We start from the raw sequence: 15,193 nt of genomic DNA, 5'->3' as shown, positions 1-15,193 counted from the left end.
CACCCTTTCGAGAAACCATAAATTGAGCCCAGCCCGACTTGGGCTGCCTAACTGCCCTCGCGCCATGCCTGCCACAGTCGCGCGTACCGGCCGCCCAGGGCCACCAACTCGTCGTGTGTGCCCTGCTCGACGACGCGGCCCGCGTCCAGCACGGCGATGCGGTCCGCCGCCATCGCCTGGGTCAGCCGGTGCGCCACGAACAGGGTGGTCCGGCCCGCGCAGGCGGCCAGGACAGCGCGTTCCAGCTCGGCGGCGCCCTCGCTGCCGGCCTCCGCGGTGGACTCGTCGAGCACCACCACGGGCGAGCGGGCCAGCACCAGCCGCGCCAGGGCGATCTGGGCGACCTTGGTGACGTCCAGGCGCTCACCGCCCTCGCCGACCGCTGTGTTCAGCCCGTCGGGCAGCGCCCGGACCCAGGTGTCGGCGCCGACCGTGCGCAGCGCGTCCGTCAGTTCGGCGTCGGTCGCCCCGGGCGCGGACAGCCGCAGGTCGTCGGCGAGCGGGCCGGAGAACACGTGCGTCTCCTGCGTCAGGATGCTCACCAGGGCCCGCGCCCCGGCCTCGTCCAGACCCGCCAGGTCGGTCGCGCCGATGTGCACCGATCCGGACTCGGGCGTCCCGATGCCGGCGATCAGCGCGGCCAGGGTCGTCTTGCCCGCACCCGTCGCACCCACCAGCGCGAGCGAGCCCCCTGCCGGGATCGTCAGATCGACGTCCCTCAGCACCGGTTCGTCGGCGCCGGGGTAACGGAACGTCAGCCCCCGCACCGTCACCGGCAGCGGTTCGGCGTCCGCCGGCACGACGGCCGGGTCGCCGACCAGCCGGCCCTCCGCGGCCTCCCCCAGCACGCCGACCAGCCGGGTCAGGCTCGCGCCCGACTTCTGTGCCTCGTCGAAGGTGAACATGATGAGGCCCAGCGGACCGAACAGCCGGTGGAACAGCAGCGGGGCCGCAGAGACCTCGCCCAGTGTGGCGGCGTCGGCCTCCAGCAGGGCGTACCCCACCACGATGATCAGGACCAGCCCGATGAACTCGGCGCGGTTCTCCCGGCCGACGAACCGGCCGAAGAACCGGAACACCTCGATACCGAGATCGCGCACCCGCCAGGACTCGCTGGTGACCTTCTCACGGAAGGCGCCCTCCAGTCGGTACGCCCGGACCGTGTCGATCCCGTTCAGACCGCTGATCAACGCCTGCGCGCGGTCGGCCTGGGCCACCCGCTGCTTGCGGTAGAGCGGGGCGGAGCGGGGGAGGTACCAGCGCAGCGCCAGCGCGTACGCGGGCAGGGCGCCGGCACCCGCCAGTCCGAGCCGCCAGTCCAGCCCGAACATGCCGAACGTGGCGATGGTGACCAGGACTCCGGCCGAGAACACCGTGGGGATGGCCGTACGGATGCCCTTGGAGATGACGGCCACGTCGTCACCGACCCGGGAGAGCACGTCTCCGCGGCCGACCTGTTCGATGCGGGCGCTCGGCATCCCCAGCACCGCCCGGACGGCCCCTTCCCGCAGCCGGGCGAGCAGGTCGGCGCCCAACCGGCCGATCAGATAGGTCGACACCGCGGTGGCCGCCGCGCCGAGCAGAGCGGCGGCCCCGATCAACACCCCGATGGTGACCAGGACCGAGCGGGACTCCCCCTCGACCACGCCGTCGACCACCCGGCCGAGCAGCAGGACCGGGAGCACCTGGAGCGCCGCGCCGGCCACCGTGGTGAGCACGGTGGCCGCCGACAGCCAGGGCACCTCGCGGCAGTGTGCCGCGACCCATCGGGAGGCCTCGCGTCCGGTCGCCGTGTGCAGGGCAGCCGGAGCGGGACGGGTGACGGTCGCGCTCACACCGCGACCCGGGCGGACAGGGGACAGGACAGGATGACCGGCATCGCTACTCGGCCACCGACTTCACGAGCTCGTCGACGGCGTACGGCATGGACAGCAGCGTGCCCTGGGAGATGGCCGCGCCGACCGCCGGACCTTCACTGTCCAGCAGGTAGGACACGTTGCCCTTCTTCACGGCGTCCAGGTTGGCGAACAGCTTGAACTTCTTCAGGGCCGCCGTGTCGGCCTTGTCGTTGATCACGAAGATGCGGTCGACGTCGACCAGGTCGACGCGCTCGGGCGAGAGCTTGGTGTAGAAGCTGCCGTCCGCGACCTTGTCGATCTCGGTCTGGTACTTGAACCCGATGCCCGTCACGAGCCGGCCGCGCACGTCGGTGGAGGTGAACGGCGCCACCGAGTTCTCGTACCAGGACAGTACGACGGCCTTCTGCTTCGCGAGTTCGGGGTGCGCCTTCTTGGCCGCGTCGAGCTTGGTCTGGATGTCCTGCACCATCTTCTCGCCCGCCTCGGCCTTGCCGAGTGCCTTGGCGATGTGCAGGGCGTTGTCCTGCCAGGGGGCGCTGAACGGCTCCTTCTCGGCCTTGGTGCGGGCCACCGTCGGCGCGATCTTGGAGAGCTTGTCGTAGCCGGCCTGGTCGATCTCGGAGTACACCGCGATGATCAGGTCGGGGCGCAGGGCGGCGATCTTCTCGTAGTTGGGGCCGGAGTCACCGTTCTTCATGATGACCTCGGGCTTGGTGTCGCCCCACTTGTCCTTCACCCAGGGCCACTGGGTGTTGATGTCGGGGCTCTTGCCCGCCGGGTTCGGGTACTGGTCGGTCATGCCGACCGGCTTGATGCCGAACGCCAGGACGCTCTGGTCGTCGGTGTAGCCGACGGTGACGACCCGCTTCGGGGCCTCGGTGACCTTCGTGGTGCCGAACGCGTGCTCCACGGTGACCGGGAAGGCGCCGGCCGCGGCGGTCGAGGTGGTGTCGCTGCCCTTGTCGCCCGAGTCCGATTCGGAACCGCATCCCGCGAGGAGCCCGACGCCGAGCGTCGCGGCGGAGAGCAGTGCCGCGACCCGCCGCCATGGCGTCCTGCGCGTCGTTCTGTGGAGGAGCATCCGTCAATCCCCTTGCTGTTTCGCACTGTCCAGTACGCCCCCGGGTAAGGGCAGGCAAACCGTACCGCAAGACGGTAAGGTAAGCCTAGCCTTACTTTCGTAACTTTGTGGGGAACTAGTCGAGTTGGACGTGCGTGCGACCGATCGGGACGATGAGCGGCCGGTCGCCCACCGGGTCGTCGATGACCTTGGCGTGCAGTCCGAACGCCTCGTGCAGCAGCTCGGCCGTCAGCACGTCACGGGGATGCCCCTGCGCCAGGATCGACCCGGCCCGCATCACGACGAGGTTGTCGCTGTAGCGCGCGGCCAGATTGAGGTCGTGCAGCACCATCACCACGGTGCATCCCGACTCGTGCAGATCGTCGACCAGATCGAGCACGTCCATCGCGTGCGCCAGGTCGAGATAGGTGGTCGGCTCGTCCAGCAGCAGCAGATCGGTGCCCTGAGCCAGGGTCATCGAGATCCAGACGCGCTGCCGCTGTCCGCCGGACAGCGCGTCGACCGGGCGGTCGGCCAGGTCGGACACGCCGGTCATGGCCAGCGCGCGTTCGACCACGTCGGCGTCGTCGGACGACCACTGCCGCAGCCAGCTCTGGTGCGGATGGCGGCCCCTGGCGACCAGGTCGGCCACCGTCAGCCCTTCGGGTGCGACCGGCGCCTGCGGCAGCAGCCCGAGTTTCCTCGCCACGTCCCGGGTCCTGAGACGGGCGATGTCGTCGCCGTCCAGCACGACCGTCCCCTTGGACGGTTTGAGCAGCCGGGACAGGGTCCGCAACAGCGTTGATTTACCGCAGCCGTTGGGGCCGATGATGGTGGTGATCACCCCGGGGGGTATCGCCACGTCGAGATCGTCGATGACGGTCCGGGCGCCGTACCCGACCGTGACGCCCCTGGCTGCCAGCCGGGAGGCCTGATCGGACTCGGACTCGACCCCGGTGACGGACTGAGTGACCACAAGGCCCCCTTACTTAGGCTCGCCTGACTTTGTACCAGCTATCTGCGGTTCGCCCGTACCAGCAGATAGACGAGGAAGGGGCCGCCGATCGCCGCGGTGACCACGCCGACCGGGAGACTGACGGGCAGTACCGCGCGTGCGACCAGGTCCGAGCCGGTCAGCAGCAGCGCACCGACCAGCGCGGAGGCCACCATGGGCGGCGTCGGGCACCGCGCCAGACGCATCGCCACCTGCGGGGCCACCAGCGCCACGAACGGGACCGGGCCCGCCGCGCTCACCGCCACGCCGGCCAGCAGCACCGCGCACAGCAGGAGGACCGCCCGCACGGCCGAGTAGCGGACCCCCAGGCCCGCGGCGACGTCGTCACCGAGGTGCATGGGCTTGAACTGGAACGCGGCGCCCGCCACGACGACCAGCAGGACGAGCGTGCCCCAGACGGCCACCTGGACCTCGTCCCACGACCGGTCGTCCAGCGAGCCGACCAGCCAGGCCTGGGCCTGGGCCACGTCCCTGATGTCGGCCGTGACCAGCAGCCAGGTCGTGAGGGCTTCCATCACGGCACTCACCGAGATGCCGATGAGGATGAGCCGGAGGCCGTCGATGCCGCGCCGCCAGGCGAGGAAGTACACCAGCAGGCCCGTGCCGAGACCGCCCAGGAGCGCCGCCGCCGACAGGCCCACGGAGCTGACGATCGCAGCGGCCGTCCCGCCCGACACCGTCACCAGGAACACCGCGACGGCGCTGGCGCCGTTCGTGATCCCCAGGACGTCCGGACTGGCCAGCGGATTGCGGGCGATGGACTGCGTGAGCGCCCCGGACACCCCGAGCGCGATGCCCACGACGACCCCGGCCAGGGCCCGCGGCATCCGCAGATCCATGATCACGAACTCGTCGACCTGTTCACCCCGGCCGACGATCGTGGCGATCACCCGGGGCAGCCCGATGGGGAAGTCCCCGACGCCGATGGACAGGCAGAACACCAGGAACGTCGCCGCCGCGAGCAGCAGCGTGACGCACACGATCCACGGCCGCCAGACGAACGACACCTGGCCGAGCCGCACGCCCGGCGCCACCGACGGCTTCACGTCTGTCCTGTTCATGCGTTCTTGAACTTTCCGCGCCACACCATCGCCGCGAAGAACGGGGCGCCCAGCAGGGCGACGACGACACCCGCGTCCAGCTCGCTCGGCCGCACCACCAGGCGGCCCACGATGTCGCAGACCAGGAGGACGATGGCGCCGAGCAGACCCGCGTACGGCACCAGCCAGCGGTAGTCGGGCCCGGTCAGGTACCGGGCCACGTGGGCCACCATGAGCCCGAGGAACGCGATGGGCCCGCACGCGGTCGTCGCGGCGCCCGCCAGCAGGGTGATGGCGGTGATGCCGATGGTGCGGCTCAGCGCGATGTTCACCCCGAGCCCGCGCGCCACGTCGTCACCCAGGTTGAGCAGGTTGAGGGCCGGCAGCGTGATCAGCGCCAGCACCAGTCCGGCCGCGATGAACCCGGTCACCGGCCAGATGACACCGAATCCCACGCCGGCCACCGAGCCCGCGTTCCAGAACCGCAGCGCGTTCAGCGACTTCTGGTCCGACAGCGCGATCGCCGTGGTCATCGCCGCGAGGAACACCGTGACTCCCTGCCCGGCCAGGGCCAGCGTCAACGGGTTCCCGGCACCGCGGCCGATGCTCGCAAGACCGAACACCACGACACCGGCGACCGCCGCCCCCAGGAAGGCGAACCAGATGTACTGGAACGGGTCGGAGAGCCCGAACACGGCGATCACCGTCACCACGGCGAACGAGGCACCGGAGTTCACGCCCAGCAGGCCGGTGTCGGCGATGGGGTTGCGCGTGTATCCCTGGATCAGCGCCCCGCCGACCCCGAGGGCGACGCCCGCCACGATCGCGAGCACCGTCCGGGGCACCCGCACGGTCTCCACGATGAGCCTGATCTCGGTGAGCCGCTGGTCGGACTCCGGTGCCGCGAACAGTCCGTGCCACACTTCGCCGGGGCTCAATGCCCGCGCCCCGACGGCCAACGACACCGCTCCCGCGGCCACCAGGATCAGCACCAGCGCACCCAAGCCCGCAACTCGCCGCCGACGGGCCTGAGTTGTGACCTTGGACGCGGGGCGCTCCGCTGCGATCGTGCCCATGTCGACGTACGTTATCCCTTTGTTCAGTGCACTAGCGGGTGGCGCTGCCGGTGCCGTCGGCGACCGTCCGCGCCTCGTCGGAAGCGGACTTGCGGCCCCGGTCGAGGAGCGAGTCGAGGATCTCGCCGACCCTGATGGCGGTGTTGGACAGCAGGGACGAGGTGATGCCGTGCGTGTGCTCGGTGCCGCCTTGGAGGTAGATGCCGCAGTGCAGGTCGGGCTCCGTCGCGATGCGGTAGTCGCGCTCGACGCGGACGCGGCCCTCGTCGTCACGCAGACAGCGGTCGGCCACCTCGCCGAGCAGACCGACGGGGTCGGCGGGGCTGTAGCCGGTGGCGAAGACCACGACGTCGGCGTCCAGGAGAGTCTCCTCGCCGCTGACGAGGGACGTGACGGCGGCCCTGACCTTGTCCGGCGTCTCAGTGACACCGGTGAGCCGGGAGACGTTGAGGAAGCGCAGGCGCTCGGTGCCGAGGACCTTCTCCTGGTACATCTGCCGGTACAGGTCGTCGATCAGGTCGATGTCCACCACGGAGTAGTTGGTGTTGCCGTGGTAGTCCATCAGCCGGCGTTTGACGTCCTTCGGCGCCGCGAAGAACTCGTCGACGGCCTCGGGGTCGAAGATCCGGTTGGCGAAGGCGCTGTCGTCGGCGGGGCTGTAGCCGTAGCGGGAGAAGACCGCGCAGACCTCCGCCTCGGGGAAGCGCCGGTGCAGGTAGGCGACGTTCTCGGCGGCGCTCTGCCCGGCGCCGACGACGACGAACCGGGAGGGCAAGGTGCCCTCCAACGCGTCGACCCTGCCCAGTAGTTCGGAGTTGTGCCAGACGCGGTCGCCGCGCTCCACGCCCTCCGGCATGAGGGGGCGCAGCCCGGTGCCGAGGACGAGGTTGCGGGCCCGGTGGACTTCGAGGCCCTCCCCCGACCGGACCGTCACGTCCAGGTACTCCACGACGCCGTCGCGCACGACGGGCATGACGCCGACGACCTCGTGGCCGTAGGAGACCATGTCGTCGACCTGGCCCGCGGCCCATTCGAAGTAGTCGTGGAACTCCACCCGCAGCGGGAAGAGGTTCTTGTGGTTGATGAAGTCGATCAGCCGTCCCTTGCTCTTGAGGTAGCACAGGAAGCTGTACTCGCTGGCCGGGTTCCGGAGCGTCACCAGGTCCTTGAGGAAGGACACCTGCATGGTCGCGTCGTCGATGAGCATGCCTCGGTGCCAGCCGAAGCGCGGCTGCTGCTCGAAGAAGTGAGCGGAGACCGCCTCTCCCCCGGCGGCGCTCGCGTTGTGCTCGCTGAGCGCGATCGCCATGGCCACGTTGGACGGACCGAAGCCGATCCCTATGAGGTCGTGGATCAACGGGGCGTCGCCAGGACGAGCCTGTGCCATGTCACTCCCATCGTGCGGTGCGGCGGCCCTTCTGGGCAGGCAGCCGTCGGTCGAGCATCGGGAAGTACGGAAGTCGGGCACGCCGCAGAGGCACCGCCCAAAACTTAGGTAAGGCTAAGCTCATCCCGCAGAGCTGTCCATAGACAAAACAGACACGCGAGAGCCGGTCGATCGTCAACCCGTATGCAAACTGGGCCCGTTGACCACTTAGGTAAGCCTTGCTTTACTGACCATGGCCATTCCCTGCTTCGAGGAGGAACCCCATGCGGGTCGTCATGTTCGGTTACCAGACCTGGGGCCACCGCACCCTCCAAGCCCTCCTGGACTCCGAGCACGACGTGGTCCTGGTCGTGACGCACCCCAAGAGCGAGCACGCCTACGAGAAGATCTGGAGCGACTCGGTCGCCGACCTCGCCGAGGAGAACGGCGTACCGGTCGTGATCCGCAACCGGCCTGACGACGACGAGCTGTTCGAGCGCCTCAAGGAGGCCGACCCGGACATCATCGTGGCCAACAACTGGCGTACGTGGATTCCGCCGCGCATCTTCGACCTGCCGCGCCACGGCACGCTGAACGTGCACGACTCGCTCCTGCCGAAGTACGCCGGCTTCTCGCCGCTGATCTGGGCACTGATCAACGGCGAGCCCGAAGTGGGCGTCACCGCGCACATGATGAACGACGAGCTCGACGCCGGCGACATCGTGCGGCAGGAGGCGGTGGCGGTCGGGCCGACGGACACGGCGACCGACCTGTTCCACAAGACGGTCGACCTCATCGCCCCGGTCACCATCGGCGCGCTCGGCCTCATCGCCTCCGGGCAGACGGAGTTCACCAAGCAGGACCGCTCCCAGGCCAGCTTCTTCCACAAGCGGTCCATCGAGGACAGCCGCATCGACTGGACCTGGCCGGCCGAGGACCTGGAGCGGCTGGTCCGCGCCCAGTCCGAGCCGTACCCCAGCGCCTTCACCTTCCACAAGGGCAGGCGACTTGAGGTCCTGGCCGCCGTCGTCTCCGAGGGGCGGTACGGCGGCACGCCCGGCCGCATCTTCTACCGCGAGGGCGAGGGCGTGGTGATCGTCGCCGGAGCCGACGCGCGCACCGGCCGCAACCACGGCCTGGCCATCACGCGCGTCCGGACCGAGGACGGCCGGGAGCTGCCCGCGGCCGAGTACTTCACCGCGATGGGCGGCTACTTGACCAACCAGCCCTGACGCCGCTGTGAAACTTCTGTGCAACGCGTGGGGCTTCAAGTTTCAAGATTCCTCTTGCCGGCGGCGGCTGCGACAGTGAGGCCCATGGGGGCAGTACATGACGTCGAGTCGAACCACCGGGACGACAGTTGGCCTACCACGACACGTACCACAGGACCGCCGGCACGCTCCTGAGCCCCTTCCTCGGCTGGATCCTGGCGCTCACCGGGGCCGTGGTGCTCCCCTTGACCGCCGCCACGGCCACCGGCCCGGACTCGGAGCAGTGGCGTGACCAGAGTCCGGGCCTGTACACGGTGCGGATCGCGCAGGACACGGCGGAGAAGCCGGGCCCCTCGACACCGGGGGGCCGAGGCGGCTCCGCCGCGACGGTCTCCGCCCCGGCCCCCGCACCCTCCCCCTTGCCGGCCCCGGACTCTCCGCAGGGCAACGGCCCGCCGTAGCCAGGGGGTCACGCCCGCCAGGCGTACCGTCGTTCGGGCCGGCCGGCGACGCCGTAGCGCAGGGACACCTCCGCGCTGCCGGTGCCGTGGAAGTACTCCAGGTAGCGGCGGGCGCTCACCCGGGACACGCCGGTCAGCGCGGCGCACTCGCTGGCGGACAGGGTGCCGGCCGCCTCGCGCAGGGCCCGCTCGACGAGTTCGGCGGTCTCCACGCTCATGCCCTTGGGCAGCGCGGGCGCCGGTGCGGGAACGCCCGCTCCGGCCAGCACCCGGTCGACGTCGGCCTGGCCCCGTACCACCGTCGTGAGCAGCCTGCCCCGCTGGGCCGCGTAACGCTCCAGGCGGGGGCGCAGATCCTCGAAGTCGAAGGGTTTCAGCAGGTAGTCGACGACCCCCTGCCGGACGGCGCCGCGGACCGTTTCGGCCTCCTGCGCGGCGCTGATGACCATGACGTCGCAGTCGTGGCCGGCGGTGCGCAGCCGGGGGATGACGTCGAGGCCGAAGAGGTCGGGGAGATACAGGTCGAGCAGGACGAGGTCGGGCCGCAGCTCGTCCACGGCCTCGATCGCCTGTCCGCCGGTGTGGGCCACGCCGACGACCCGGAACGGCTCGACGCGCTCGACGAACGCGCGGTGGACCCGGGCCACCATGAAGTCGTCGTCGACCACGAGGACGTCGATCGTGCCCGCCTTGTCGCGCGTTCCGGTCCTGTCGTCCGTTCCCGTCATGTCGCGCGTTCCGGTCATGGGGCCGCTCCTTCCGCCACCGCTTCGGTGAGGTGGCTGACGGTCATGCGTGCGGTGAACACGGCCCCGTCGGGGGTGTTGGCCACCGAGATCTCTCCCCCGTGCCGTTCGCAGACCAGCTTGGTCAGGGCCAGTCCGATGCCGCGCTCGCCCTCCCGCGCGGCCTTGGTGGTGAAGCCGTGGGAGAACACCTCGCGGGCCAGTTCGGGGGCCACGCCCGGCCCCGAGTCGCGGACCACGATCTCCACGCTGGAGGCGTCCTGCCGCAGCGCCACCTCGACCCACCGCTCCCCGGCGTGCGCCGCGGCGTCGACGGCGTTGTCCACGAGGTTGCCCACCACGGTCGCCACGTCGGCGGCGTCCTCCGGGGCCAGCCGCTCCAGCGCGGTGTCGTCCGAGATGCGCAGACTGACCCTCCGTTCGGCCGCGAGGGACGCCTTCGCCATCAGCAGGGCGGCCACCGCGGTGTCCCGGACGCGGCGGCTGAGGGTGACGTCCAGGGACTGGCGGCGCTGGTTCAACGCCCGGATGTAGCGCACGACTTCGTCCTGCTCGCCGATCTGGATCAGCCCCGAGATGGTGTGCAGCTGGTTGGCGAACTCGTGCGCCTGCGCCCGCAGCAGCTCCGAGGAGCTGCGGAAGGAGCCGATCTCCCGCTCCAGCCGGGCCAGTTCGGTGCGGTCGCGCAGGGTGGTGACCGAGCCGAGGAGCCGGCCGTCCTTGGTGACGGTCATCCGGTTCATGACCAGGACCCGGCCGTGGCGGACGACGACCTCGTCCCGCTTGCCGGCGGCGGTGCCGGCCAGCACGTCGCGCAGCCGTCCGTCGATGCCCAGGCCGTCCAGGCTCTGCCCGACACAGTCCTCGGGCAGGGCGAGCAGGCGGCGGCCCATGTCGTTGACGAGGGTGAGCCGGTGCTGCGGATCCAGGGCGATGACGCCCTCGGCGATCCCGTACAGCATCGCCTCCCGGTGCTCGGCGAGTCCCGCGATCTCCCCCGGCTCCAGCCCGAGGGTCTGCCGCTTCACCCGCCGCGCGAGCAGCCAGGAGCCGGCCACGCCGAGCCCGCTGGCGATGCCCAGATAGGCGAGCAGATACGAGGAGGCGCCGCTGAGCCGCTGCCACACCGTCGGATCGGCCTCACCGATCATCACCGTGCCGAGGATCCGGCCGAGGTTCTCCTCCGTCGCCCCGAGGACGGGGACCTGGGCGGCCAGTTCGCGGTTGCCGTCCAGCGTCAGCTGCCCCGACCAGCCCCGCGCCTGGTCGGCACCCGGCTCGGCGGGCAGCCGCTCGCCGACCACCGTGGGGTTCGTGGAGCTGACGATCCGGCCGGAGGCGTCGGCCACCGTCACCGAGGTCACGCCGGACTGCGCCTGCGTGGCGTGCACCAGCGGGGCGAGCGTCTCCCCCGGCGCGGGACGCACCAGCTGGCTGCGCACCAGGGGGTTGGCGGCCAGCTGTTCGGCCAGCGCGCTCACCCGGCGTCCCTCGACCCGGTTGAAGGTGGCCTGCGACTGGGCGAGCGAGACCGCAGCGACCGCCAGCAGCACCACCACGACGATGGCGAGCTGGAGCACCAGCATCTCGCCCGCGAGCGAATGGCGACGAAAGGTGGCGACCACAATGAACTCAATCTTCAATGCCGACACAGGGTGGGGCGGCTCGTGTGCCGAGTCGCACAATCATGACGCCGGCCAGGGAAAACCGGAAGTGAGGTGTCATGAGACGTCCCGCACGCGCCCTGCTCGGCGCCTGCGCCGCCCTGGTCCTGGTGGCGGCCGGGGCGTGCGGTGGGTGGCCGGGCGACGGCCCCGCGCGGGACCTGCGGCTCATGGTGCCCAACACCCCTGGCGGCGGCTATGACACCACGGCCCGTACCGCGGCCCGGGTCATGGAGGAGACCGGGATCGCCTCGGACGTCCAGGTGTTCAATCTGCCCGGCGCCGGCGGCTCGGTGGGCCTCAAGCGCCTCGCCGACGAGAAGGGCAACGGCGATCTCGCCCTCCAGATGGGCCTCGGAGTCGTGGGCGCCGCACACGCGGCCGGGTCGAAGGTGACCGTCACCGAAACCACCCCGATCGCACGCCTCGTCGAGGAGTCCGGCGCGATCGTCGTCCGTAAGGACTCGCCGTACCGGACGATCGGCGAGCTGGTGGACGCCTGGCGCAGGGACCCCGGGGGCATCAGGGTGGGCGGCGGCTCCTCCGTCGGCGGCCCCGACCACCTCCTGCCGATGCGGCTGGCGCAGACGGTCGGCATCGACCCCCGGAAGGTCGCGTACGTGCCGTACGACGGCGGGGGCGGCGATCTGCTGCCCGCGCTGCTGGACGGCAGGGTCTCCGTCGCCACCAGCGGGTTCGGCGAGTTCCTCGACCAGATCCGGGCCGGCCGGCTGCGGGTCCTGGCCGTCACCGGCGAGCGGCCGGTCGCTGTCCTGCCGGGTGTCCCGACCCTGAAGTCATCGGGGATCGACCTGGTCTTCGACAACTGGCGGGGCATCGTGGCCCCGCCCGGCATCAGCGACACCGACCGGCGGCGCTGGGTCGAGGCGCTGACCGAGCTGCATGACTCCCGCCAGTGGCGGGCCGAGCTCCGCCGGCACGGCTGGAGAGACGTGTTCGAGACCGGCCGTGCCTTCGAGTCCTATCTGGCCCGGCAGGACGAGCAGGTCGCCGGTTTCGTCCGACGGCTCGGACAGCGGTGACGTCAGGAGGCGTTCGCGCTCGGACCGATGCCCTGCAACTCCCTGACCGTGCCGCCCAGTTTCGCGCGGAGGGGCTCCAGCATCTCGGGCTTGGCACTGACCACCCAGCGCATGCCGACGAGGTATTTGCCCCCGTACACGCTCGCCGACTCCAGCCAGGTCTCCTTGAGCTTCTCCTCGGGGAAGGTGGTGATGAGGTAGTCACCCTTCTTCGTGTGGCACACGCCCTCGCGCAGCTCGTCCGCCTCGGTGCGGATCTTCACCTTGCAGCCGGTCAGGCCGGCGATCACCTCCACCTTCGCCGGCGCGACGACCCCGGCGGCGGGAGCGGCGGACCGGCTCGGCGTCGCCGTCCTGCCGGCGGCGGCCGGCGTGGCGTCGTCACCGCCGCCGCAGGCGGTGACGAGGGGCAGTGCGACCAGAGCGCTGGCCAGCGCGGCGGCGCGCGGCCCAAGGGCTCGGGACAGGGGCCGGCGGCTGGATCGTGCGTGCGGTTGCTGCTGGGACACGTCGTCTCTCCGGATGCGGACCGTCCTGCCCTCGCGGGCAGGCAGGAGTACTCGTCAGGGGTACGGATGCGCACCCGGAGCCGTTCACCCGGGTCGGGCGTGTCACGCGGCGGCCCCGTCCACGACCGTGCTCTCCGTCCCGCCGAACTGGGTCCGGTACAGCTCCGCGTACCGCTCCCCCGCCGCCAGGAGTTCCTCGTGCGTGCCGCGTTCCACGATCCGGCCGGCCTCCACGACCAGGATCTGGTCGGCTGTCCGGACCGTGGAGAGCCGGTGGGCGATCACGACCGCCGTCCTGCCCTCGAGGGCTTCGGCGAGTGCGTCCTGGACGGCGGCCTCGGAGGTGTTGTCGAGGTGGGCGGTGGCCTCGTCGAGAATGACGACGCGCTGACGGGCCAGCAGCAGCCGGGCGATGGTCATGCGCTGGCGTTCCCCGCCGGAGAGCCGGTAGCCGCGTTCGCCGACCACCGTGTCGAGACCGTCGGGCAGCGACCGTACGAGGTCGTCGAGCCGGGCCCGGCGCAGGGCGTCCCACAGGTCGCTCTCCGTGGCCGCGGGACGGGCCAGGAGGAGGTTGGCGCGGACGGTGTCGTGGAAGAGGTGCCCGTCCTGGGTCACCATGCCGAGGGTCTCCCTCAAGGACCGCGCGCTCAGGTCGCGGACGTCGACGCCGCCGACGCGTACGGCGCCCTCGTCGACGTCGTACAGGCGCGGCAGCAGCCCCGCGACGGTCGACTTGCCCGCGCCGGAGGAGCCGACGAGCGCCACGGTCTGCCCCGGTTCGGCGCGGAAGGAGATGCCGTGCAGGACCTCGTCACCGCCCCGCCCGTCGAGCGTGGCGACCTCCTCCAGGGAGGCCAGGGAGACCTTGTCGGCGGACGGGTAGCCGAAGCGGACGTGGTCGAACTCGACGGTTACGGGCCCGTCGGGCACCCGGCGCGCGTCCGGCTTCTCCTCGATGAGCGGCTTCAGGTCGAGCACCTCGAAGACCCGCTCGAAGCTGACGAGGGCGCTCATCACCTCGACCCGCGCCCCGGCGAGCGCGGTCAGCGGCGCGTACAGCCGGGTGAGGAGCAGCGCCAGCGACACGACCGCGCCGGGCTCCAGCGTGCCGCGCAGGGCGAGGGTGCCGCCGAGGCCGTAGACGAGGGCCAGGGCGAGGGCGGAGACCAGGGTGAGGGCGGTGATGAACGCGGCCTGGGCGGTCGCCGTCCGGACGCCGATGTCCGCGACCCGGCGGGCGCGTTCGGCGAACTCCGCCGACTCCTCCTCGGGGCGCCCGAAGAGCTTGACCAGGGTGGCGCCGGGTGCGGAGAAGCGCTCGGTCATGCGGGTGCCCATGGCCGCGTTGAGCGTCGCGGCCTCCCGTTGCATACGGGCCATCCGGCTGCCCATGCGCCGGGCCGGGATCACGAACACCGGCAGCAGCACCAGCGCGAGCAGGGTGATCTGCCAGGACAGCGTGAGCATCACGGCCAGGGTGAGCAACAGCGTGACGAGGTTGCTGACCACTCCGGACAGGGTGTTGCTGAACGCGCGCTGGGCGCCGATGACGTCGTTGTTGAGTCGGGAGACCAGGGCGCCCGTACGAGTGCGTGTGAAGAACGCCACGGGCATGCGCTGTACATGGTCGAAGACGGCGGTCCGCAGATCGAGGATGAGGTGCTCGCCGAGCGTCGCCGACAGTCTCCGGCCGAGGATGCCCAGCGCCGCCTCCGCCACCGCGATCAGCGCGATGAGCAGGGACAGGCGTACGACGGTGCCCTCGGTGCCGTCCGAGACGATCGCGTCGACGACGCTCCCGGCCAGGACGGGGGTCGCCACGGCGAGCAGGGCGGTCCCCACGCCGAGCAGGACGAACAGGGCGATACGTCGCCGGTGCGGGCGGGCGAACGCTCCGATGCGGCGCAGGGTGGCGAGGGCGAGGGGGCGGCGCTCCTCCTGGGCGTTCATGACGCTGTGCAGTTGTGTCCACGCTGTGGTCTCCATACTCATGGGAGAGAACGTAGAACCTCAAGCAATCTTGAGGTCAAGGCGCTCGCACATCGCCCCGACATCCCGCACAATCGGCCCGAACCCCCTTCTCCCCGCTCGCCGTCTCCCCGTCCCCCCGCAAAGGCCCCGATGACGCTCTCCTCTCAGC

At 70.9% G+C, this 15,193-nt stretch carries 13 protein-coding genes; 3 read left to right on the top strand and 10 right to left on the bottom strand.

Annotation, left to right across the window (positions count from 1 at the left end):
* Window positions 1–47: 47 nt before the first annotated feature.
* From ACH4G3_RS06070 to ACH4G3_RS06045, 6 genes are all read right to left on the bottom strand, one after another.
* On the bottom strand, window positions 48–1,835 hold the full coding sequence (locus ACH4G3_RS06070) for an ABC transporter ATP-binding protein (RefSeq protein ID WP_397623301.1): 1,788 nt from the start codon (window positions 1,833–1,835) through the stop codon (window positions 48–50).
* Window positions 1,836–1,881: 46 nt separating this feature from the next.
* Complete coding sequence (locus ACH4G3_RS06065; protein WP_397623300.1) at window positions 1,882–2,940, bottom strand: iron-siderophore ABC transporter substrate-binding protein; 1,059 nt, start codon at window positions 2,938–2,940, stop codon at window positions 1,882–1,884.
* A 115-nt stretch (window positions 2,941–3,055) separates the two neighbouring features.
* Window positions 3,056–3,895, bottom strand: coding sequence for an ABC transporter ATP-binding protein (locus ACH4G3_RS06060; RefSeq protein ID WP_020271590.1), 840 nt, complete (start codon window positions 3,893–3,895; stop codon window positions 3,056–3,058).
* Window positions 3,896–3,933: 38 nt separating this feature from the next.
* A complete protein-coding gene (locus ACH4G3_RS06055; RefSeq protein ID WP_397623299.1) occupies window positions 3,934–4,995 on the bottom strand; it encodes a FecCD family ABC transporter permease in 1,062 nt (353 codons plus the stop codon).
* Entirely contained in the window at window positions 4,992–6,050 is a 1,059-nt protein-coding gene (locus ACH4G3_RS06050) for a FecCD family ABC transporter permease (RefSeq protein WP_397623298.1), read from the bottom strand. Before ACH4G3_RS06050 ends, ACH4G3_RS06055 begins: the two co-directional genes overlap by 4 nt.
* Before the next feature lie 31 nt (window positions 6,051–6,081).
* Window positions 6,082–7,437: a lysine N(6)-hydroxylase/L-ornithine N(5)-oxygenase family protein gene (locus ACH4G3_RS06045; protein WP_397623297.1), complete on the bottom strand. Its 1,356-nt coding sequence runs from the start codon at window positions 7,435–7,437 to the stop codon at window positions 6,082–6,084.
* Window positions 7,438–7,700: 263 nt separating this feature from the next.
* Here ACH4G3_RS06045 and ACH4G3_RS06040 point away from each other — a divergent pair, with 263 nt between their 5' ends.
* Together ACH4G3_RS06040 and ACH4G3_RS06035 are read left to right on the top strand one after the other, a co-directional pair.
* On the top strand, window positions 7,701–8,648 hold the full coding sequence (locus ACH4G3_RS06040; protein ID WP_397623296.1) for a methionyl-tRNA formyltransferase: 948 nt from the start codon (window positions 7,701–7,703) through the stop codon (window positions 8,646–8,648).
* A 128-nt stretch (window positions 8,649–8,776) separates the two neighbouring features.
* On the top strand, window positions 8,777–9,088 hold the full coding sequence (locus tag ACH4G3_RS06035) for a hypothetical protein (protein WP_397623295.1): 312 nt from the start codon (window positions 8,777–8,779) through the stop codon (window positions 9,086–9,088).
* A gap of 8 nt (window positions 9,089–9,096) precedes the next feature.
* Here the strand turns inward: ACH4G3_RS06035 and ACH4G3_RS06030 are convergent, their stop codons facing one another.
* Window positions 9,097–9,834 carry a response regulator gene (locus ACH4G3_RS06030; RefSeq protein ID WP_397623294.1) on the bottom strand — a complete coding sequence of 246 codons (738 nt, stop codon included), beginning with the start codon at window positions 9,832–9,834 and terminating at the stop codon, window positions 9,097–9,099.
* Complete coding sequence (locus tag ACH4G3_RS06025; protein ID WP_397623395.1) at window positions 9,831–11,459, bottom strand: sensor histidine kinase; 1,629 nt, start codon at window positions 11,457–11,459, stop codon at window positions 9,831–9,833. The genes ACH4G3_RS06030 and ACH4G3_RS06025 overlap by 4 nt, the downstream gene beginning before the upstream one ends.
* A 98-nt stretch (window positions 11,460–11,557) precedes the next feature.
* Here ACH4G3_RS06025 and ACH4G3_RS06020 point away from each other — a divergent pair, with 98 nt between their 5' ends.
* The gene (locus ACH4G3_RS06020; RefSeq protein WP_397623293.1) at window positions 11,558–12,541 is read left to right on the top strand and encodes a Bug family tripartite tricarboxylate transporter substrate binding protein; all 984 of its coding nucleotides are present in this window, start codon (window positions 11,558–11,560) and stop codon (window positions 12,539–12,541) included.
* Window positions 12,542–12,543: 2 nt separating this feature from the next.
* On the opposite strand, the gene ACH4G3_RS06015 is transcribed toward ACH4G3_RS06020, so the two are convergent.
* Together ACH4G3_RS06015 and ACH4G3_RS06010 are read right to left on the bottom strand one after the other, a co-directional pair.
* Window positions 12,544–13,050, bottom strand: coding sequence for a hypothetical protein (locus ACH4G3_RS06015; RefSeq protein WP_397623292.1), 507 nt, complete (start codon window positions 13,048–13,050; stop codon window positions 12,544–12,546).
* 102 nt (window positions 13,051–13,152) lie between these two features.
* On the bottom strand, window positions 13,153–15,039 hold the full coding sequence (locus ACH4G3_RS06010) for an ABC transporter ATP-binding protein (RefSeq protein WP_397623394.1): 1,887 nt from the start codon (window positions 15,037–15,039) through the stop codon (window positions 13,153–13,155).
* Window positions 15,040–15,193 lie beyond the last annotated feature (154 nt).

This window comes from Streptomyces afghaniensis (genome assembly GCF_044327915.1).
Lineage (GTDB): Bacteria > Actinomycetota > Actinomycetes > Streptomycetales > Streptomycetaceae > Streptomyces > Streptomyces afghaniensis.
This window is presented reverse-complemented; position numbering and strand designations above follow the sequence as displayed.